The organism is Bacillus sp. MYb209 (assembly GCF_002975175.1).
Classification (GTDB): Bacteria; Bacillota; Bacilli; order Bacillales; family Bacillaceae_G; genus Bacillus_A.
In genome coordinates this window covers 285,151-306,302 of the sequence record NZ_PCNZ01000005.1, presented here as the reverse complement: position 1 = coordinate 306,302, position 21,152 = coordinate 285,151, and the positions used below count along the sequence as shown (strand labels likewise).

At 36.6% G+C, this 21,152-nt stretch carries 20 protein-coding genes and 2 pseudogenes; 10 read left to right on the top strand and 12 right to left on the bottom strand.

What is annotated here, in order from left to right; genetic code table 11:
* The 4 genes and pseudogenes from CQZ94_RS12810 to CQZ94_RS12795 all read left to right on the top strand — a co-directional run.
* Positions 1–518: ABC transporter ATP-binding protein (locus tag CQZ94_RS12810; protein WP_105585679.1), on the top strand; the 518-nt coding region annotated here is incomplete at its 5' end.
* Positions 515–1,717: an ABC transporter permease gene (locus CQZ94_RS12805; RefSeq protein WP_000054366.1), complete on the top strand. Its 1,203-nt coding sequence runs from the start codon at positions 515–517 to the stop codon at positions 1,715–1,717. The genes CQZ94_RS12810 and CQZ94_RS12805, both read left to right, overlap by 4 nt.
* A 118-nt stretch (positions 1,718–1,835) precedes the next feature.
* The gene (gene yknW / locus CQZ94_RS12800; protein ID WP_105585678.1) at positions 1,836–2,516 is read left to right on the top strand and encodes a YknW family membrane protein; all 681 of its coding nucleotides are present in this window, start codon (positions 1,836–1,838) and stop codon (positions 2,514–2,516) included.
* 173 nt (positions 2,517–2,689) lie between these two features.
* A pseudogene (locus tag CQZ94_RS12795) lies at positions 2,690–3,059 on the top strand (sigma factor-like helix-turn-helix DNA-binding protein).
* A 54-nt stretch (positions 3,060–3,113) separates the two neighbouring features.
* Here CQZ94_RS12795 and CQZ94_RS12790 read toward each other — a convergent pair.
* Positions 3,114–3,620: a competence protein ComK gene (locus CQZ94_RS12790; RefSeq protein ID WP_105585677.1), complete on the bottom strand. Its 507-nt coding sequence runs from the start codon at positions 3,618–3,620 to the stop codon at positions 3,114–3,116.
* Between the two features lie 192 nt (positions 3,621–3,812).
* Between CQZ94_RS12790 and CQZ94_RS12785 the strand changes: the two genes are divergently transcribed.
* Positions 3,813–4,211 (top strand): DUF4359 domain-containing protein, encoded by a 399-nt coding sequence (locus CQZ94_RS12785; RefSeq protein WP_105585676.1) that lies wholly within the window; start codon positions 3,813–3,815, stop codon positions 4,209–4,211.
* A 147-nt stretch (positions 4,212–4,358) separates the two neighbouring features.
* Positions 4,359–4,508: pseudogene (locus CQZ94_RS12780) on the top strand (IS6 family transposase); the annotation flags it as partial.
* 523 nt (positions 4,509–5,031) lie between these two features.
* Here the strand turns inward: CQZ94_RS12780 and CQZ94_RS12770 are convergent.
* The 4 genes from CQZ94_RS12770 to CQZ94_RS12750 all read right to left on the bottom strand — a co-directional run bounded on the left by CQZ94_RS12770 (position 5,032) and on the right by CQZ94_RS12750 (position 6,577).
* Positions 5,032–5,289, bottom strand: a complete 258-nt coding sequence (locus tag CQZ94_RS12770) for a Rolling circle replication protein, Rep63 protein (protein ID WP_258166017.1) — start codon at positions 5,287–5,289, stop codon at positions 5,032–5,034.
* 67 nt (positions 5,290–5,356) lie between these two features.
* The gene (locus CQZ94_RS31720) at positions 5,357–5,995 is read right to left on the bottom strand and encodes a protein rep (RefSeq protein ID WP_242234544.1); all 639 of its coding nucleotides are present in this window, start codon (positions 5,993–5,995) and stop codon (positions 5,357–5,359) included.
* Positions 5,995–6,240: a DUF2922 domain-containing protein gene (locus CQZ94_RS12755; protein ID WP_105585673.1), complete on the bottom strand. Its 246-nt coding sequence runs from the start codon at positions 6,238–6,240 to the stop codon at positions 5,995–5,997. The genes CQZ94_RS31720 and CQZ94_RS12755 overlap by 1 nt, the downstream gene beginning before the upstream one ends.
* Positions 6,241–6,352: 112 nt before the next feature.
* Entirely contained in the window at positions 6,353–6,577 is a 225-nt protein-coding gene (locus CQZ94_RS12750; RefSeq protein ID WP_105585672.1) for a DUF1659 domain-containing protein, read from the bottom strand.
* 111 nt (positions 6,578–6,688) lie between these two features.
* Between CQZ94_RS12750 and CQZ94_RS12745 the strand changes: the two genes are divergently transcribed.
* A complete protein-coding gene (locus CQZ94_RS12745; RefSeq protein WP_105585671.1) occupies positions 6,689–7,174 on the top strand; it encodes a VanZ family protein in 486 nt (161 codons plus the stop codon).
* A gap of 129 nt (positions 7,175–7,303) precedes the next feature.
* Here the strand turns inward: CQZ94_RS12745 and CQZ94_RS12740 are convergent, their stop codons facing one another.
* Both CQZ94_RS12740 and CQZ94_RS12735 read right to left on the bottom strand, forming a co-directional pair.
* Complete coding sequence (locus CQZ94_RS12740; protein WP_105585670.1) at positions 7,304–10,060, bottom strand: DEAD/DEAH box helicase; 2,757 nt, start codon at positions 10,058–10,060, stop codon at positions 7,304–7,306.
* Positions 10,044–11,663 (bottom strand): SWIM zinc finger family protein, encoded by a 1,620-nt coding sequence (locus CQZ94_RS12735; protein WP_105585669.1) that lies wholly within the window; start codon positions 11,661–11,663, stop codon positions 10,044–10,046. The genes CQZ94_RS12740 and CQZ94_RS12735 overlap by 17 nt, the downstream gene beginning before the upstream one ends.
* Before the next feature lie 282 nt (positions 11,664–11,945).
* Here CQZ94_RS12735 and CQZ94_RS12730 point away from each other — a divergent pair, with 282 nt between their 5' ends.
* The gene (locus tag CQZ94_RS12730) at positions 11,946–13,325 is read left to right on the top strand and encodes a zinc ribbon domain-containing protein (RefSeq protein WP_105585668.1); all 1,380 of its coding nucleotides are present in this window, start codon (positions 11,946–11,948) and stop codon (positions 13,323–13,325) included.
* A 44-nt stretch (positions 13,326–13,369) separates the two neighbouring features.
* On the opposite strand, the gene CQZ94_RS12725 is transcribed toward CQZ94_RS12730, so the two are convergent.
* Positions 13,370–13,672 carry a DUF3910 family protein gene (locus tag CQZ94_RS12725; protein ID WP_105585667.1) on the bottom strand — a complete coding sequence of 101 codons (303 nt, stop codon included), beginning with the start codon at positions 13,670–13,672 and terminating at the stop codon, positions 13,370–13,372.
* Between the two features lie 84 nt (positions 13,673–13,756).
* Positions 13,757–14,614 (bottom strand): cell wall-binding protein EntA, encoded by an 858-nt coding sequence (locus tag CQZ94_RS12720; protein ID WP_142395823.1) that lies wholly within the window; start codon positions 14,612–14,614, stop codon positions 13,757–13,759.
* 677 nt (positions 14,615–15,291) lie between these two features.
* Between CQZ94_RS12720 and opuD the strand changes: the two genes are divergently transcribed.
* Complete coding sequence (gene opuD / locus CQZ94_RS12710) at positions 15,292–16,809, top strand: glycine betaine transporter OpuD (protein WP_105585665.1); 1,518 nt, start codon at positions 15,292–15,294, stop codon at positions 16,807–16,809.
* A gap of 295 nt (positions 16,810–17,104) precedes the next feature.
* Positions 17,105–17,239, top strand: coding sequence for a hypothetical protein (locus tag CQZ94_RS31715; RefSeq protein WP_105585664.1), 135 nt, complete (start codon positions 17,105–17,107; stop codon positions 17,237–17,239).
* A 143-nt stretch (positions 17,240–17,382) separates the two neighbouring features.
* Here CQZ94_RS31715 and CQZ94_RS12700 read toward each other — a convergent pair whose 3' ends face one another.
* From CQZ94_RS12700 to CQZ94_RS12690, 3 genes are all read right to left on the bottom strand, one after another.
* The gene (locus CQZ94_RS12700) at positions 17,383–18,684 is read right to left on the bottom strand and encodes a glycosyltransferase family 2 protein (protein WP_105585663.1); all 1,302 of its coding nucleotides are present in this window, start codon (positions 18,682–18,684) and stop codon (positions 17,383–17,385) included.
* Positions 18,681–19,436: a diguanylate cyclase gene (locus CQZ94_RS12695; protein WP_105585662.1), complete on the bottom strand. Its 756-nt coding sequence runs from the start codon at positions 19,434–19,436 to the stop codon at positions 18,681–18,683. Before CQZ94_RS12695 ends, CQZ94_RS12700 begins: the two co-directional genes overlap by 4 nt.
* Before the next feature lie 257 nt (positions 19,437–19,693).
* Positions 19,694–20,905, bottom strand: a complete 1,212-nt coding sequence (locus CQZ94_RS12690; RefSeq protein ID WP_105585661.1) for a NupC/NupG family nucleoside CNT transporter — start codon at positions 20,903–20,905, stop codon at positions 19,694–19,696.
* Positions 20,906–21,152 lie beyond the last annotated feature (247 nt).

Sequence of the window (21,152 nt, the reverse complement as noted above, 5' to 3'; positions counted from 1 at the left end):
ATCGTCCAACAGAAGGCGAATATATGCTGAATGATGTGAATATCTTAACAGCAGACGAGTCAAAGCTTGCTTTAATTCGTAATGAATATATCGGTTTTGTGTTCCAGCATTTTAATTTGCTGCCGCGTCTTTCAGCAGTAGAAAATGTTGAACTTCCGCTCGTATACGGTGGCGTGAAGAAAGCAGAGCGTCGTCAAAGGGCTTTGGAAGCACTTGGTAAAGTTGGTTTATCCGACAGAGTTCATCATTTGCCGAATGAGTTATCAGGTGGACAGAAGCAGCGTGTCGCTATTGCGAGGTCGATTGCGAATAATCCAACGTTCATTATGGCCGATGAGCCGACAGGTGCGCTTGATACGAAGTCTGGTAAGCAAGTTATGGACATTTTCACGAAGCTCAATGCAGAAGGTACGACGATTGTTATGGTTACGCATGAAGAAGAGGTTGCGGCTTATTCTTCCCGCCGTATTGTACTGCGAGACGGGAAAGTTACAGAAGATAGAAGGTGTGCAGTATGAGTTTACTAGATAGTATAAAAATTGCCTTATCTTCTATTTTAGCTCATAAATTGCGATCTGCTCTTACGATGCTCGGTATTATCATTGGTGTAGGTTCTATTATTACTGTCGTTGCCATTGGGCAAGGCGGGGAAGCGATGTTGAAGTCGAAATTCGCAGGTTCTGGCGGTAATAACCTTATGCCAATTCAATTTAAACCAGATATTAATGATGAGTTTGCTATGGGTGGATTTGAAATACCAAAGTTAACTGAAGAGGATATTTTGGAAGTAAAACAAGTGAAAGATGTTTCACACGTTATTACGACAAACCAGAATTCAGAGGTGCTTGATGTAAATGATAAAAAAGCAAATCTGAATGTTATTGGTCTTGATAATGAATATTTTGCAGTTAATAAAGTAAAGGTTGTAAAGGGACGTACTTTAAATGAATCAGATATTTCTCATGCAAATAACGTTGTGATGATTAGTACAAAAACAGAAGAGACTTTATTTAAGGACGTAAACCCAGTTGGACAAATTATTGAGATGAAGGGGCAGCCAATGCAAATTATTGGTGTGTATAGATCTGATAATGAGTTTATGGGATTTGAAATGGAAGAAGCGTTAATCCCCCTTACGTTATGGCCTGTTTTATACGGAACAGATGATATTCAAAATATCGCAATTCAAGCTAAAAATGTAGACGATTTAGAATCCGCTGGGAAACAAGCTGTTGATGTATTAAATAGTCGTAAGCCAAGTGAAATTCCAGGTAAATATGAACTGGTGAATTTAAAAGAATTCCAAGAAAATGTTTCTAAAGTTACTAATATCATGACGATGATCATCGGCGGTATCGCTGGTATTTCATTAGTCGTTGGTGGTATTGGAGTTATGAACATCATGCTCGTATCTGTAACGGAGCGTACGCGTGAAATTGGGATACGTAAAGCACTTGGAGCAACGCGTAGTAAAATTTTATTACAGTTTTTAATTGAAGCCGTTATGTTAACGCTTCTAGGTGGTTTAATCGGAATTGGTCTTGGATATGGTGGGGCATATATCGTTTCTACATTCGCAAAATGGCCACCGCTCGTTTCATGGGAAGTTGTTGTTGGAGGCGTACTGTTCTCTATGACACTAGGTATTATTTTCGGATTAATTCCAGCAAACAAAGCTGCGAAGTTAGATCCGATTGAAGCACTACGTTATGAATAAGTTGTAGTAGAGAGGGACTCTCTACTACACATTACCGTTCTAGTGGGCGGTTCGTAGCCTCTATGTGAGGAAGTGAACCGCCCGTTAGAACGGGATATAAATAGAAGGAGGCGTTATAATGGAAATGAATATTAATACGCAAGATGAAGGTGCGAAGAAGCCGTCATTATTTGGAATGGTTACTTCTCCAGGCTTACAGTTTGAGAGAATGAAGACGAAAAGCCCAGTCTGGGGAGGATTTTTCTTATTTCTTTTAATGGGGACAATCTTATCAGCAGCGGTAGCTTATTTAGGGTTACTTAATACTCCGGAGCTAGCGAAGCTGGTTAAGGATGATGCGACGGGGATAATGAAGTGGACTACACTTGGATTTGGAGCTATTGGAGGTCTAGTTGGAACAGCTGTTGGTCTTTTTGTGGTAGCAGGATTTTATAAAGTTATTATGATGTTTATGAGCAATGATACTCCATATATGAAGATATTATCTATTTATATATATGCCAATGTTGTCTTTTATGTTGGTAGTCTTCTTAATGTAGCTTTAGGATATATTCTTGGTGGGAATGGTGCTGATAAATATACAAGTTTAGGGCCTTTATTTGAACAAGGAACAATTGCATATGGCATTGGTTCCGCATTTGAAGTCTTTAACATTTGGAGCTTAATTTTAACTGGCTTAGGCTTGCATATCGTTGCTGGTTTAAGTAAAAAACAAGCAATAATTTTAATTTCTATATTCTTTATCCTTACAATTGGGTTTAGTATGTTAGGCGGCATGTTCTCTGATTTTGGTGCATAACATATTATTTTGAAAAGGTGACTCTTCTGAGAGTCACCTTTTTATTTTTACCCCTATTTCAAATTCCAGCAACAGCATTTGAAATTAACTACAATGAAAATTCTTTTCTCTTCTTATATTGTAGAGGTACTGCGGAATAATAGAGAGGTATACCTTTTAGAAATGGGTATTGTGTGAAGCCAGTGACTTTTGCAGATACGGTTGTTTTGTATGAAGGTATGATTATAAATCAAATAAAGAGATTAAATATTTATCAAGATCATGAAGAATATTATCAATGTGGTTTAATAGGTCTTTGGCATGCTTATGAAAGGTATGTGTGTGTTAGAGAGTATGATGAACGATTTGAATTTGAAGATGTGGGAACAAGAGCACAAGATTTTATAAGTGTGTTAAATGAGAGAGAGGCACATTATTTCAGAGCGATTCTTTGTAGGGAAAAAGATGGGAGAGATAGCCTATGAAATGGGGATGACGTACTATCAAACGAGATGGTTATATCGACAGGCGCTTGAGAAAATGCGAGATAGTATAAAGGGATAAAAATAATAAGTAGAATGGAAGGCATGAAAAATATTACCTTCCATTCTATTCATTTTAAGGTAGTAAATGTGGCATAAAGTTTTTTAAGTGTAGTGAATCTTGCATGTTCATTCGGGATAATACATATCCGACTTTCCATAATTGCTGACTTAACTTATGGGAACTGATTTGTATCGTTACGGTAGCTCCGTTTGAAAAATAAATTTTAGCTTGTTTAGTTTTTTTGAAAATTTCTATATCCTGTATACGGTTGTAGAACAACCATATACAGTTTGGGGACGAAGGAGATTCTGTTGGAAAAGTACAAATATATTCTCTATGATTAATTGGAATTGGCACATTTTGTTTGAAATTAAATTTTGCTTGGACTGCAGCACGTCTACCTTGATAAGTAGAATGAACATGTGTTAGACAGGATTTCTTTATGAGTTGGAGAGCTGTTTGGCATGAGTGTAGGTGGCTTCCACTACTGTTGATGATTTTTGTGCGGTAATAAGGGTACTTATAAATTTCGATCATCATTGTAGAACTAGAAATAAAAATATCATTTTCATTATCCATAAATTTAAATCCTCCCGTATATAATTTTTATTCCCAATATAACTATATGCGAATTGTGAGAAGTCTCTATTAATCTTCTGTTGCGTATTGTAAATTTTTATTGTTCGTTTACAATCAATAGATGATAGTCTTTCTAATTTGCAGCGCTTGTACATATATATGAAAAGAGAAAAGAGTAGGCGGTGATATATCATGAAGAAAAAGTATATTATTATGGCTCTAGCGGTTGTTCTCTTAGTTTATTTAGCAAACAGTAATCCGAGTAAGGGAGAATATGCAGATTGGGCAGCAAAACAATTTATGAAGCGTAATGATGTGAGTAAGAAGCTAGACGAGGTTGAGAAAGAAAATAAAGAGGGTTTACTTGGCGACTTAGCATCGGCGGGTAAAAAACTGGCAAATAAGTATGTTGAGCCACAAGTTGGATTATTAATCGATCATTATACAAAGCGAAATGATTATATTTTCTTCTCAACCTATACGACCGAGTTTGATTTAGGCGGAGAGAATTATAAATATGTTTGCGTTGGTTTTTCAAAGATCTTTATCCCGATTGAAATGCCGAAGAAAAAAGACGAATCTGCAAAATGATGCAGATTCGTCTTTTTGATTTACGGAGTAATGTGAACTTCAGATAAAGTTTTTTTGGTTCTGATGCAAACACTCCAAAACGCTTGTCAATGACCTGCTAAACTTGGACATACTGATACTAGTACTCTAAAAAAGGATGTGATTGGTATGGAAGAGAAAAATCTATTCAAGTGGAAACATTCTCAACCGGATATTATTTTATTAACCGTGAGATGGTACCTACGGTATAGCATCAGTTTTCGTGATTTAGTTGAAATGATGGAAGAACGTGGGCTATCCCTTCCTCAAAACAATTTGACCTATCGTCAAACGAAACTACGCTTTTGCTAGACTAAGCTGATACTTCATGAGACTAAGCTGATGCTTAATGAGAAAGCTGATGCTTCATGAGACTAAGCTGATGCTTCATGAGACTAAGCTGATGCTTAATGAGAAAGCTGATGCTTCATGAGACTAAGCTGATGCTTCATGAGACTAAGCTGATGCTTCATGAGACTAAGCTGATGCTTCATGAGACTAAGCTGATGCTTCATGAGACTAAGCTGATGCTTCATGAGACTAAGCTGATGCTTCATGAGACTAAGCTGATACTTCATGAGACTAAGCTGATGCTTCATGAGACTAAGCTAATACTTCGCTAAACTGTGGACAAAAATTAAAACCTTATGATAAAACAAAACTATAACTACATTGAATTGAACAAAAAACTAAACTTATGGTACAATAATTCCGTCAAAAAAATCAAAAAATCCTCTCGGTGTTGGTCGCACCAAAAGGATTGAATATAGTTATATTTTTTTTCGCTAATTATTTTTTAAAGTCAAGTTCTTGAGAGGGACTTGTCTTTTTTATTTTTATCAAATTTATACTCAGACACAATACTCACTGCTTTTTCAAAATCATATTTCGCACATAAATCTAAGAAGTAAGAACAATTTTCATATTTTAAAATTTTCTTCCAAACATCGTAACTTAATAATCCTAACAAATCTGCTTCTTCGATCTTTTCCTTTGCAACTTGCTCATCTGTTTTATCTTCTAATATAAATCGCTTTTTCAAACCTTGTGACCGTTGCAAGTGAAGTTTATCTTTGAAACACTCAGCATATTCTAGGAACAGATTTAAATACTTCTTATCATCTTCCTCAGGATATCTCTATAGAAAATCGAATGGGTGTCATTAAATCATTTGTATCTTTTTTAATATGCGATTTACTCAGTTCTTGATCCAGACCCCAAGTACCGTGTTTACTCAAATAATTTTGAGCTTCGTCTCCATCTTGCAAATCCAAACCATATTTAAAACTCGTAATTAATTCGGACTTTTTACAAGCCTTTTCCCACAAAAAATACATCTTTTTTTCTATACTTTTCAATTCAACGTCATTCGTGTAGAACAACGCAATATGTACGTGTGGATGGAATCCATTCTGACCGTATGTAACCTCGAAAACTCGAAGCCTACCAATCAAACCTAACTCACCTCTAATATTGTTATAAGCTCCTCCACTCATAAATTTTCGCGTAGCATTTCCGAATTTTTCTAACATTTCTTTTAATCTATCAGCTGTATTATGACTAAATGTGAGGGTTAATAAAGCAATATAACCACCTTCACTTTTATGTATATTAAAAGCTTGCTGTAACTCCTTACGTCGTTTCTCACTAATTTTCGCTGCGCGAACCGGACAATTCCAAACAATTCCACAAACCAATAGGCCGTTATAAAAAGCCTTTTTAGTTTTTTGATGTTCCCAAACCTGAACGTTGGTTTTATTATTCACTAATCTAAGACACTTAGAAATCCGTTCATTTGGTAATACTTTTCTTGAAACAGAAACGTTTTTTCTATGGGGCGTGCACCTTTTTTACGGTTGTTTGCACCAATAGATGAAGAAACTGATGAGGAAAGAATTGTATCCATTACTTGATTTACTACTTGTGCATTTATGGATGTGATGGGATTATCGATAGAAAAAACAACTGTTTTTTCATCTTCTTTCGCGAAAATCAACTCAAGTACTTGCATACTTTATTCACTCCTTTTTATTTATCCCGTATTAACTGCCTGTAAAAGCCCGATTGGTACGGGCTAATAATCAGTGGGGGATGGGGGCCCCCCCACTGATTAAAGTCTCGCTTTATAGATTAGAAAGATCTGAATTGCTTACAAGTTGTACAGCTTGAAGTGATGGTTGTTGTAGTGAAGCAAGAGCACGTGCTACTTCATGCACTTTGCCTAAATCTGCATTTGTTTTTACACGTTTGAATTGTTTGTTCTTTAAAACTGTTTTACCGTTTTTGTCTAATCCTCCGTTTAATACAAGGCGTAAAGTTAAATCCATTACGATTGTTTCAACTGCCATGTTTATCACCCCCTTTCACTTTATAAATAGGGAGGAAATGTCATGTTTTGGCGTGAAATTTTTTCTTTTTTTTGGTACTCTTAATAGAGCAAGAGAGGGGCTTACGGAAGAATGAATCGTAAATGGTTATTTTGGATTCCTGTACTAGTATGGATGGGGATTATTTTCTATTCCTCAGCACAGCCATATAAAAAACAGGATATGCGCTCGGATATTGAGCAATCCGCAAATGTTGAGTTTGTGAAAGAGCATTTTTCAGGGGTATCTATCGATTATGGCGGAGGTACACCTATTAGTATCGCAAATAAAGGTGTAGGTGGTTTTATCGAGTTTTTCCTTCGTAAAGGTGCTCATTTTACGGTGTTCTTTATACTCGGCTCATTGACGTATTATGCTTTTTATAAATCTGGTTACTCGAGAAAAAGGTGCTTTATATATGCACTTCTTTTCGTTGCGGGATATGCAATATTTGATGAAATTCATCAAGGGTTAACAGGAGGCCGTACACCGATGTGGCAGGATTCATTGCTTGATACGTGCGGCGGGTTAACAGGAATTATAATAAGTAATTGGTTTTGGCATAGAAAAAGGAGCTAATCTCATTTAGAGATTGCTCCTTTTTTGTTTATCCCGCTATTTGTGGGAGCCTTGCTGCCCGTAAAAAAAACAGATTGGTGAGGGCTAATAATCAGTGGGGGATGGCCCCCTACTGATTAAAGTTTCACTTTATATACCAAGTAATTCTTTTAGTTCGTCTGTTGATAGTTCAGTCATCCAACTATCGCTTGTAATGACGGCGTTGTTTAATGATTGTTTTCGCTCCAACATTTCATCGATTTTCTCTTCTAGTGTTCCTGTTGTAATGAGTTTATGAACGTGAACGAAGCGCTTTTGTCCGATACGATATGCACGGTCTGTTGCTTGGTTTTCTACAGCTGGATTCCACCAACGGTCATAGTGAATGACATGGTTGGCAGCAGTTAAGTTTAATCCTGTTCCGCCGGCTTTTAAAGATAAGATGAAGATGTCATACGTTCCGTTTTGGAACTGCTCAATCATTTTGTCACGCTCTTTCTTCGGTACACTACCGTTTAAGAAGAGGACACGCTGACCGAATGTTTCTTCTAACACACTTTTTAGCATGTTCCCCATGCCAATGTATTGAGTAAAGATTAAGCAACTTTCATTTTGGTCTTTTATATTTTCAATGAGTTCCATTAACGTTCTTGTTTTCATAGAACGTTCGATTATGTTTTGTGGCTCTTCTTCTTTCAAATAAAGGGCTGGATGGTTACAAAGTTGTTTTAGCTTGTTCAGCATAAGTAATATAAATCCGCGTCTTTCAATTCCGCTTAATCCTTCTACATTTTGCAATGTATCTTGAACAAGTTGTTCGTATAAGGAAGCTTGTTCACCAGTTAGTGGGCAGTAAGCTTTCTGTTCTTGTTTATCTGGTAAGTTTAATGCGACTGTTTGATCTTTCTTCGTACGACGCAGTAAAAATGGCGAGATAAATCGTTGTACTTGCTGGATTTTTCCTTCATCACGGTCTTTTTCGATCGGTGTGACGAAGCGGCGCTGGAATTGTCCTAAGCTTCCGAGATACCCATGATTGATAAAGTCGAAAATAGACCAAAGCTCAGCAAGTCGGTTTTCCATCGGTGTACCGGTTAAAGCAATTTTGTGATTTGCTTGTAGGTTTCTTACTGCTTTCGACTGTTTCGTATGTGGGTTTTTTATGTTTTGTGCTTCATCTAAAATAACAGCGTCCCAGCATAACGTACTAAGTTCTTCTTCATCAAGCTGAGCTAATGCATAAGAAGTTAATACAACATCTGCTGATTGAAGAAAATCTTTAAATGACTCATCCTTAGCTCGGTTACTTCCATAGTGTAACTGAACACGTAAACTTGGTGCGAAACGCTCAAATTCTTTTTGCCAATTTCCAAGGACTGATGTTGGTGCCACAATTAATGCAGGACCTGTTTGGAGATTGTTTTCTTTAGCGTATAGTAAGTAAGTTATCGTTTGAATACTTTTTCCGAGTCCCATATCATCGGCTAATAATGCTCCAAATCCAAGCTTTCGTAAGTATAGCAACCATTCAATACCGTGTTGTTGATACGGGCGGAGTGTTGCTTGTAGCGAAGATGGTACATCTACTTTTGGAATATCTCCAATGTGCAGAAGTTTTTGGAAAAGCTCTTCATAATATCCATCTAGTTCGATTTCAATATCGCTAAACGGACTATCGTCTGCTACAATTTCTGTTTCCGCCGCGCTAGATAAATGTTGCTGTAGAACGTCTTTCATTTCTAGTCCATATTTATCTGCACGGTGCATTAGTTTTTTTACTTCTTCAATAAAGGCAGGATCAAGTCTCATCCATTGACCATTTAAATTGAAAAGACGTTTGTTCTGCTCAACGAGTTCGAAAAATTCGCTTTCTGATAAATCAATACCGTCCGTTGAAATGCGCCAGTCGAAATTAACGAGCGTATTCATGCCGAAGAAAGACTGTGTTTGTGCTGTACTTTGCTTCAGCTGTACGCGTAACCTCGGTTTTGTTGCTTTTAAATTTTGCCACCATGATGGTAGTAAAATTGTAATACCTGCTGCGAGTAATTCATTACTTGCTTCGGTTAAGAAGTTCCAAGCTTCCGTTTCAAAGAGTTCTTCTCGGAACTTGTCGTCCTCTTTTAGCCACGGTACGAGTTTACTGAATCCTTCTTGTGTTTCAAGAATACGTTCTTCGTAATCGTGCCATCGTTTTGGCAAGGAATCGATACTTTCATATACATATATGCGATGCGCACCACGTTTTGGTGTAACGATTGTTTCAAGCTTCCACATTTCAAATTCTTCTTGCGGTTCTTGTAGTCTTAAGCCGACTGTAAATGGAAGATCATCTTCAATGTAACCAATTTTTCGAAGCCAATCTTCTTCATGTAGTGCTGCTTCCAATTGCCTTTTCGTAAAGTCGTAATGTTCATATAGTCTCTTTGCATCTTCCCATCCGTCATTTGAGCGGGCATCTTGCAAAATACTTTCGTTCACAGCAGCAGAGAAAAGAGATGCTAACATGTTATCTTCAATTGAGGTATTCTGAACTTTCCAAGATGGCTGCTGAGACCAATACTTCATGTCAGGTGTGAAGCTGCCGCTGACGAAGGCGTCCCATAATTCACTTGCGTCCTTTGTAAGCGCCGTAATAGGACCGTTCATTTGCATATTTGCAAATGAATTCATCGGTTTATTTGCGATGTATTCAAATGCCTGTGCATTCGTTAACATAACGCCTTGTTTCCCCTCATATGTTGCTTCTTTTAAAAACGTTCCGTAGAAGGAAGTAGAGTGCCATGCGAATGCGTTTTTTTTCCAAGTTGCTACGGGTAAGAGCGTACCGCTATCATCTTCTCCCCAAAGGAACCAACCTTGACTAACGTGCTGGAGCCTAATTGTTACTTCAGTTTGTATGATCATCGATTAATTTTCCTCTCCGTAATTCCTCTTGTAGTGCACGCAGACGTGAATGTAAGTTAGCGATATGAATAATGAAAGCATCCCATTCATCAGTTCGCTTTAGTCGTTTATAAAGCATACGTAATTTCTTTAAGTAACGAACGGCACGTTTATATGACTTGCGATTTCGCTCTTCAATTGCTTCAATTGCGGCATGGTGATAAAGAGGAAGTGCTGCTTCGGGCGCTTCTTTTTCAATATCTTTCAATGGTTCTTTCAAAAGTTCGATTACTTCGAATCCATATAAGAGTTGAAGTTCCGTCCAAGCATGGTATTGTTTCTTCGCTAGTACGTATTGCTCATAGTTCGTGAAACTATATGGTAATAGTTCTTGTAAAATCATTTCTAATCCCGCTTGTTCATTCGTATGCGTTGCATATGTCTCATACATCATCACAAATAATCGAACGATATCTTGTATGAAGACGGTATTCTCTTGTTCCATTATCGTTTCCTTTACTTGTTTATAAGTAAAGGAAAGCCAGCTTTTAGCACGGTCCCATTGCATCGCACTTAATAACTCTTCTAACCAATAGAAGTAAAGGCTCACAACAGAAGCAGGTTGTTTTTTGAGTAATTCCATTGCCGATAAATCTTCATTATTTAAAAAGAGCAGATGAGAAGATGCTAATGCTTTGGAAAGTGGATTGATTTTAGTATCGATTCGTTTTTCTTCTTCTTGTAGCTGCTCTTCTGTTCTTAACAGTTCACCCCATACGTGACGATAAATGAAGAATCGCTCTTGTGTATAGGCATCGGTAGAGAAGAATACTTCATGTATGAGCCGCGCTGTTTCTTGTAAAATCGGTTTGGATTCTTCTGGAATCGCTTCTGTTTTTAGGTCCCTAACGGTAGATTCAACTTTATCAACGAATAGGCGAACGACGTTAACTGGTTGGTGATAAGAATATAGTTTGTTTGCTTCAAATTCTTGAATTTCTTCTAATAATTTTTGAAAGCAATAAAGTGCCGCGTGCAACTTAAATAATTCATGAATAGCAACGATGCGCGGAGCTTTCCGTTCTAATTTTGTATAGAAGTCTGTAAAAAGACTCATAAGAAAATACATTTGTTTATAAGTGAGCCGCGCTTGTTCTTTTTTAAATGATTCATATTCATTTTCAAAGTATGTTTGCCAACTTTTATAATCCATTTCTTCAAAAGCTGATGATTGCAATACTTGTCGTGCAGTTCGAATAGGAGGAAGAGAAGGTTTTGTATTATTTTTGAATAAAGTTAATACATCTCCTACCTGCCCAAAACTAGAAGCTGCAGATAGTAACACAGCAAGCATATGCTCACATTGCGTTGGCGCGAAGCAATCGCAATAGCTTTCAGTGACATTACGAATCGGGATGTGAACGCTATATACACTGCCTTCAGCATTTACAGTTCCGGATAGCGTATAGCCATCAAAGTCAACGTTATAGACAACACCACTACGATATAGGTGCCGAGCTGTAGCGACATGCTCCTGATCAGCAACTTGCTGTGGATCAAGCCCTTGAACGAACTCATTCGCAATCATCATAATTTCATCTTTCGTAATTGAGTGTTGCAGCATAATATTCCTCCGTACACAGATTTCTTTCCTTTACCATTATAAACAAAAAATGCTCAAAACAGAAAAAATGAAATTCTAATTACAATAATCGGAAATCATGGCAATATATAAAATGTTTATAGGGAGAGAAATAGTCGGAATTAGGTAGTGAAATGAATAAGGCAAGCTGAAGTTACATATTGCGCAGTTACAAAAAGGAATGCAAGTGTAATATAGAAAAAGCATAAGTTTTATTGTAGCGTATGCCGGAATGAAATTAGTGGAAAATTTGGGGAGAGCATATTGAAGTTTTGTGGAACTTGTAAGAAGCAGGTTGCAGGCCATTTGAACTTTTGTCCTAAGTGCCGCAGTAAATTAGAAGAAATCTCGGGCGATACGGCTGCTTCTAGTGAGGAGATACAATTAGAGACGAGACCAGTGCAAATTAATAAAAATATATTTTTGATCATTGGTTTCATCGTAATTGTTGCTTTATTATTTGGGGCATATCAATTTGGGGCAAATAAGTTTTCAAAAGAAAAGCAAGTAAATGTAATGATCGAGGCATTCCAAAATAAAGATGTTAGTGCAATCGATGAGTTTGTGAAAGTAGATGATCCAGGCCTAAAGGTTAAGCCAGAAGATATTAAAGCATACATACGTTATTTAAAAGATAATCCTTCGTACAATAAGGCATTATTGTCCTATTTACAAAAAGAGGAAGTAGATGAAAATTCAGCAAGTGATACAGCATCTTTTCGAGATGGGAAAATTATAGAAGACGGGAAAGAGTGGTTCTTATATCCGAAGTATAAGTTCAGCGTGAAATCGTATTACATGAATGTTAGCACAACTGCAAAGAATGCTGAAATATATGTGAATGATAAAAAAGAAACAGAGCTTTCTAGTGATAAAACTTCGAAAGAATTAGGTCCATACTTCCCGGGTACTTATGTTGTAAAGGCAAAGGCGAAGACGGAACTTGCTGAATTAGAGACAGAAAAAGAAGTGGATTTAGCAGATGAAAAGAATGGGACAGTAGAAGTAAATTTATCACTTGAAGGAAATTATGTAACCATTTCATCTGATGAAAACGATGCAACTGTATTTGTTAATGGCAAGAAACGCGGAAAGTTAAATTACGGAAGTTATAAACTTGGTCCTGTACCGACGGATGAAACGGTAGAAGTACATTTAGAGAAAAACGCTGAATTTGGTGTGATGAAATCTGAAAGTATTAAAGTTGGAGATCAAAGTACATATTACTTAAAGTTCCCAAAAGAAGCTTCTAGTTCAGCGGTTGGAGATTTTGTACAAAATCATATTTATAATAACGTGCGTGCAATTGCATTAAACGATTTTAGTTTAATTGAAAATGATTATGATAAGAGCGGGAAATCGTATAAGGAAGACCGTGATTACTTACAATACCTACAGAAAAAAGGAATTACAGAAGATTTATTGACAATGAATATTCGCAATGTAGAACGTCAAAGTGCGACGAAATATAAAGTAACGACATATGAAGAATATCATATTCGTTATGGTGATGGCTCTGTAAAATTCAAGAGCTTTAATAATGACCATATCGTTACTGTTAATGGAAATGGAAAGATATTGTACCATTCTCTTGGCGCGAATAATACGCTGAAATCAGAGGAAGTATCTGGTCCGACTCGTTAATATAAGAAAGACTATCTCAATTATAGAGATAGTCTTTTTTTCGATTAAAAGCGTGTTTTCTTTAATATCGCTTGTACATATGGATCATTTAATATTTGTTCTATGAGCGGTAGCATTTCTTGCTCGAATGGAATATCAATAGGGAATGGCTTTTGAGAGCCTGGTTTTATTCCGTATTGTACGAGTTTGTAATGTGTATTTTCTTCATGATAGAGCACAATTAATTTATAGCGATTGTCATCGTTTGTTAGTGAGAAGTCAATTGCGATTGCATCATATGTTACATCATCTTTATATATGTACGGTTTTGGTGTACCGACCCAGTCTACTTTTGCTTGCACATTCATGGACATAACCTCCTTATAGCTATTATAAAAAAATAAAAGCCAGCTCTCAATAAAGAGAACCGGCTGTAATTTAGCAGTCATTGGTTATTTTAAAATTTTCACTTTAACAGTTTTGCGTCCCCATTTGTTAGCAGCGCTATCTGATCCAAGTAGAATGTCGATACGGTTACCTTTAATTGCACCGCCAGTATCACCAGCGATTGCTTCTCCATAACCTTCTACCCATACTTTAGATCCTAACGGGATTACTTTCGGGTCAACAGCGATCATTTTCATGTTTGGGTTCGCTGTTAGGTCATGACCCATTGCAGTTAATACACGGCCGCCGTATGTGCCACCGTTTTCGCTCGGATGAGCTGTATATGCTGTAGCTACAACTGTTAACTCACGACCACCAGATGGTTCGCTAGTTTCAGCAGCTTTCACAGCAGGCTTAGCAGCTGGTTTTGATGCCGCAGGTGCTGCAGCTTTAGCAGGAGCAGGCGTTTCTTGTTTCTCAATAACAGGTGCTGTACCTGTTAAGAAAGGAACATGAACATAAGCCGTTTTTCCGTTATATTCAAATTGTAACCACTCATTTTGTACTTGGTTCGTTGTTTCGATCATATCGTCTTTCTTAAGCGTTCCAAGAATTTCTGAGTTTGTGTTCGCTTCAGCACGTACATTTAATACGTTAGCTGTTACATAGTAAGAGTTTTTTGTAAACTCTGTACTTACGAATGCGTCTTTACCATCTAATTTGATTTGTGACCATCCGTTTTCTGTATTTAGAACATCTAATTTATGATCATTCTGTAATTTACCGACAACTTTTGATTCAGTAGTAGGGTTTTCTCGTACGTTTAGTACGTCTGTTGTTACAACAGTTTCTGCGTTAGCAGATGAAGTGAAAATCCCAAGACCAAAAACTGCTGCTGTTGCTATTCCAATTAATTTTTTCATGATAGCCTCCATTGCGTTTGTTTTCGTGTCCTCATTATAGCAACAGATTTTTTCGGATTTTGGGAAAACACACAATTACAAACCATTCGTAATAAGTCGTTAACACTTTGTAACATAGCGAGAAATGAAGGGAAGCGTTTTTCACTCCGTACTTTTAGTAGGTTTATAGTTATAGTCAAAATTTTTAATACAACATATTTTTTTCAGTGGAGATAAAAGTATTACGAATGTGTTACAAAGTGATTACTATACAATTACAATACTTGAGTATTTTACCGTTTTATGGGTAATATAGTTATATAAACATAAACATTTCGTTTGTGAATTTATAAACACGCGCTATATACTAGCAAAAAACCGCATAATTGTTACAAGAAGAAAGGGTTGTAAAGAATAAATCTGCCCTTTTTTAAAACTGTAACACATCCTTTTTTGGGAAAATCTCTTCCCATCCGCATTTTTCTCACACAATTTGACAGTAGTATTCCAATCTTGTAGCTCTTGCAGAGTGAAAAGGTTGTACGGAAGGTAAGGCTGTCCATAAGAACTCTAATTGGTGAAGGCAAAACTAAGAGAGCCGAAAGAAAATCACCACAAAAAACTATGGTTTTTTATCCGATTTAACAGATCGGAATTTATGTTATTCACAAGAAATGAAACTTACGAAGGGGGATTTGATGAGGAAACTGACGAAAACATTTATTGTCTCATTAACATTATGTATTGCATTTACAATTTGGGGGATTATTCCTGAATCTATTATTGGAAAGGGTAGCTTAGGAAATGTAACGACTGCAATTCAAGCTATGCTAGTTAGTAAGTTTGGCTGGTTCTATATTATTTCCGTTTCTATTTTCTTAGGAATTGCTATCTTTTTAATTGTTTCTAAGTACGGTTCGATTCGTTTAGGTAAAGATGATGATGAACCTGATTATAGTTATATGACATGGTTTGCTATGTTATTTAGTGCCGGCATGGGAATCGGTTTGGTTTTCTGGGGCGTTGCAGAACCGTTGAATCATTTATACACACCTCCGTTTGGAGAGGGTGCGACTGAAGAGAGTGCACGTCTTGCACTTCGTTTCTCATTTTTCCATTGGGGATTACATCCGTGGGGATTATATGCACTTGTAGCATTATGTATTGCGTATTTTACATTTAGAAAAGGAAGAGCAAGTACAATTAGTGCGACAGTGGGTCCGCTATTTAAGGGCGGTGAACATGGCCGTATTGCCCATATGTTTGATGTTCTAGCTGTATTTGCGACAGTATTTGGTGTGGCGACATCATTAGGACTTGGGGCAAAGCAAATTGCGGGTGGTGTTAGTTATTTAACATCCATTCCAAACTCATTACCGACACAGCTAGTAATCATCGGAATTGTAACTGTTCTTTATATGCTATCTGCACAAACGGGACTCGATAAAGGAATTAAATATTTAAGTAATGCGAATATTATTTTAGCGTTTGCACTTATGATAATTGTATTATTTGCAGGTCCAACAAACTTTATTATGAATTATTTCACTTCAACAATCGGATCATACATTCAAGAATTGCCAAGTATGAGTTTCCGTTTAAGTCCATTAAATGAAGGCGGAAATCAGTGGATTCAGTCATGGACAATTTTCTACTGGGCATGGTGGATTGCATGGTCACCATTCGTAGGTACGTTTATTGCTCGTGTGTCACGCGGGCGTACAATTCGTGAGTTTGTTATTGGTGTGTTACTCGTACCAACAGTAATCGGTGCGCTTTGGTTCTCTGTTTTCGGAGGAACGGGTATTCACATGGAATTGTTCGACGGAGCGAATATATATGGCCAAATTAAAGAAATGGGCACAGAAGTAGGATTGTTTGCTATGTTAGACCAGATGGGTAGTATGGGACCGGCTTTATGCGTGTTAGCTATTTTACTTATTTCAACATTCTTTATTACATCGGCAGATTCTGCTACGTTTGTTCTAGGGATGTTAACGACACATGGTAGCTTAAACCCACCAAATCGCATTAAAATGGTTTGGGGTATCGTCTTAGCGGCGATAGCTTCAATCTTATTGTATGTTGGTGGATTAGAGGCGCTGCAAACTGCGTCGATTATTGCGGCCTTCCCATTTGTATTTGTTATTTTCTTTATGATTGCAGCGTTGTTTAAAGAGTTGCAAAAAGAAGGACGTATGAAGCAACATAAATAATAGAAGGAAAAAATTATTAGTAGCATGAGGACTGCCGAATATCGGCAGTCCTTTTTCAATGTTCTATACTATTGCAGGAAAAGCATTACTTTGTTGCGGAATAATATTGATATCGGTAATTTAAAAAGGAAAATCGATATGTTTCGACAATATCCGATATTGTGTAAAGTATATACATAAAAGTGACAAAAAATTGTCGGAAATGTGTTGTCACTTTTATGTATATGTGCTATATTATTTCATGTAAGCGATTTCAAATAGTTTTAAATCGCATTCAAGGGGGACATCTAGAATAATGAAACGTTACGAAAGAAAGTGGAAGCATATTTGTTTGAAACGTGTGGCACATCGCAATGTCCAAGAAAGCACGGAACCAAAGACTGAAACGCGCAAAGAGAAGCAAGAAAAGCAATTGGTTCTACAAAAATAGCAATCACTTTTTCGTATATAAATGAAGGTCGATCGTTCGTTGGGGGATGGACGTGAAATTACTTTCAGCTAAGGGGTATTGTCTGATATATAGTATTACGGTAAAAAATAAGCACAGAGCTTACGGCGCTCTGTGCTTATTTTTTATTTTTCCTTTTTAAATCGTACTGTTTTATCCCAGCCAATTACTTGTTTCTTGCTCTTTGCGCGTAAGTAAAGAATGAGACTGCGAATAAACAAATACGTAAAGAGCTGTGCGTACGTAAAGTACATAATGACGCTTATGAAAATATTGGTCGGTGTAAAGATTCGTTCGACGCTCTGGGCACTAAATAATTGAGAAACATATGTAATATATGCGACATACCACATAAATAGTAATGGAATGCTATATTGAATTTGGAATATCCCGAGCAGTCCAATTACAAACCAAACGTTTGAAATGATTAGGAATAGCCAAAATACGACATATACTAAAACTTGCTGTAAGGAATGAACGAGAAGTTTCCCTTTAAAGAAACTTAATGAAGAAAACATTTTTTCTAAAATGTATAGATTTCCTTGGAGCCAACGTGTACGCTGTTTAATAAGAATCTTTAAATGCTCAGGTTCTTGTTCCCATGTAATCGATTCCGGGACGATTGGTAAGAGATAGCCTTTTTGTGTAATTCGTAATGTTAACTCAGCGTCTTCGGCAATTGCATAAGGATCATAGCCGCCAAGTTCTTCTAATGCAGAGCGACGCAGAAGCATATTTGTTCCTGTCAATGAACCTGTTTGGAATAGTAACCAGCGCCCGGATTGCATAAGGAGCTGGAAAATCTGAAATTCTAATGAAATCATGCGTGTTAGCCAGTTTCTTTTCTCATTTACTGTACGAACATGTCCAACTGCTCCAACAGCATCTTCAATTGTTTCAGCATGTTCTACGAGCATTCGTAAAGCATCTGGTTCAGGTTGATTATCTGCATCGTATACACAGAAATATTCACCATCCGAAATGCTAAGACCATAGTTTAATACACGTGATTTTCCTTTCGGTTCACCAGGTGGTACACGAATGTGTCGAATATGAGCATAAGCTTTGTCAAAATCATCGCCAATTTCAGGTGTTTCATCTTGAGAGTTATCGTTTAATAAATAAACAGTTAGTTTGCCTGGGTATTCAATCTTTGCCATCGCTTCTAATGTATCTTTCATAACGACCCCTTCATTATGGGCAGGTATTAAAATATCTACACTAGGATAATGTGATAGTGTACGATCTTTTCGTTTACTATTTCGATGAATTAAGCCCGCGAGTGTTAAGAGAGAGTAGTAAACGAGTAGGCCAGAGAATAGAAAGGCAGTAAAGATAAGTACATATTTAATTGAAAATGTGATGCTAATCCAAAAAACGAGTACGCAGAACAGAAGGAATAAAAGAAGTATAACGAGTATCATCATAATAATGTCTGTCCTTTTCTTCCAATTTGCTCTCGCGAAATTTTTATATCTTGGATTGCTTCAGCTGCAAGCCATTGCTCCATTTTTGGCTGCAGACGGTTCATTACAATATTAGCGCCGGCTTCATTTGTGTTTTGTAGTAAAATAACTAGTGTATTGCTATCGTATTCAGCAGCAAGGTCAAAGTCATTTCTTACCGTATCAACTAATAATGAAGCTACACGATTCATAACACTTTCCTTCGTGTATTTACTAAAGGAAGCGAAATCAAAGTGAATGATAATGCCCGTTTCATTACGACGATTCATTGCAGTTGTTAATAATACTTGTCTTCTGTCGAATTCTTGTCTCGTCAATAATTTTGATTCTCCAATGTATTGCTCCAACACTTTCACTCGTTCAGTTAACTTTTTATTTTCAAGAACAACCTTTTTTAATAGATGGGTTGAGATATAAACAATGAAGAAGTTAGCTGCCATCAGAAAGTGGGTAATAATATATTCCCATTGATCTGATGTACTCCATAAGTGAAGCCACGCTTCATAAAATAAATAGAATACTGAAATAATGGTTCCCAATATGAAGAAAACAAATGCTGTTTTATCAGCTAAAAATAGGAATAGTACATTTATGATGACATATATAATCGTAAAAACGAGTGCGTGCTCATATTTCGTCACGTGTACAGTAGTAAAATAGAATAAAATTTGTAAAATCCAAATAGCTAGGATTTTATAGGACTTATCTTTCACGAAACTTTCCTCCTTAAAGATAATTCGTACAAGGTATTTGTAGTATGTACAATTATTAAGAAATGGACCATGTAACTGGAATTCTTTTTGGAGCGAGTAACATCAAAAATAATATCCCTCTTTTATAAAAAAAATAAACAGACTTATTAATGTAGCATAATGTTTTTATATTTTAGAATGAGGTATTCAATATATAAAGTGCATTTGGATTATATGAAAAAAGTCTCCTCTTTAGAAAGAGGAGACTTTACATAAATTTATAGGAACATCATACCTGCAACTGCTGCGTTTAAGAAGTTCGCTAGTGTACCAGCGATAACTGCTTTAATCCCTAATTGTGCAATTTGTTTACGGCGAGTAGGAGCTAACGTTCCTGTTACACCTAATTGAATTGCGATAGAAGAGAAGTTTGCAAAACCACAGATTGCAAATGTTAAAATCATATTTGTTTTTGCAGAGAACTCTGCCATGTGTGGTCCTAAGTTTGCATATGCAACGAATTCGTTGATTGCAAGTTTTTGACCGATGAAACTTGCTGCTTGTATAGCTTCGCCGGGTGAAACCCCGATTAAGATTGCAAATGGTGATAATAAGTAACCGAAGATTAAATCAAGGCTAAGTTTAATATCGAACCAAGAACCAACCCATCCTAATAAGCCATTTAATAAAGCGATTAATGCGATGAAAGCCATTAGCATTGCAGCTACGTTAATAACAAGTTGTATACCTTCAGATGCACCGCGTGCAGCTGCATCGATAACGTTTGCGTCTTCACGCTCTGTTGAAAGTTGAACATTATTATCTACTTTTTCTGTTTCTGGCATAATTAATTTTGCAATTAATAAACTTGATGGAGCTGCCATAATTGCTGCCGCTAATAAATGTTCTAATGGAATTCCCATTGCTGCATATCCGACAAGAACTGATCCGGCAACAGCTGTCATACCACTTACCATAATAGTGAAGAATTCACTGTTAGTTAAACGTGCTAAGTATGGTTTAATTAAAATTGGTGCTTCTGTTTGTCCTAAAAATACAGTTGTTACTGCATTTAAGCTTTCTGCTTTAGAAGTTCCAAGAAGCTTGCTTAATGCACCACCAATGATACTAACGAATTTCTGCATAATACCTAAGTAATATAAGATTGCTACTAATGAACTAATAAATACGATTGGAAGTAGTGCTTGAATAACGAAAACAAATCCCCAAGGGCCTTTTGCGTTGACTAAATCCCCAGCAACGAACCTAATTCCCTCGTAAGAAAAATTAATTAATCCTTGAACGCCGTCAGCAGCAACTTTTAAGCCTGCTTTTCCAGCATCCCATCGCAATACGATAAATGAAAATGTCATTTGTAATGCTAGCGCGATTAAAATTGTGCGCCAATTAATAGCTTTGCGGTTGGAAGATAGTAAGAAAGCAATTGCTAATACTCCAATCACGCCGCCAATTCCCCATAAAACATTCATGCAGTGTATGCTCCTTCCTCATAGTAAAAAAGTGTATAAACCAGTTGTCTATACTTTTGCGAATATAACATCTTAAGTAACTTATCATAATGGACATCGGAGGTCAAACGTCTAACGAAAAGTTTAAATAAAAAGAAAATTCTTTGAAAAAACACATATAAAATGAATAGACACGAAATAGGTTATGTTTTTTGTGGAAATATATTCATTATGATAACGTTTTGGACAATTTTTATAGAATATAGTG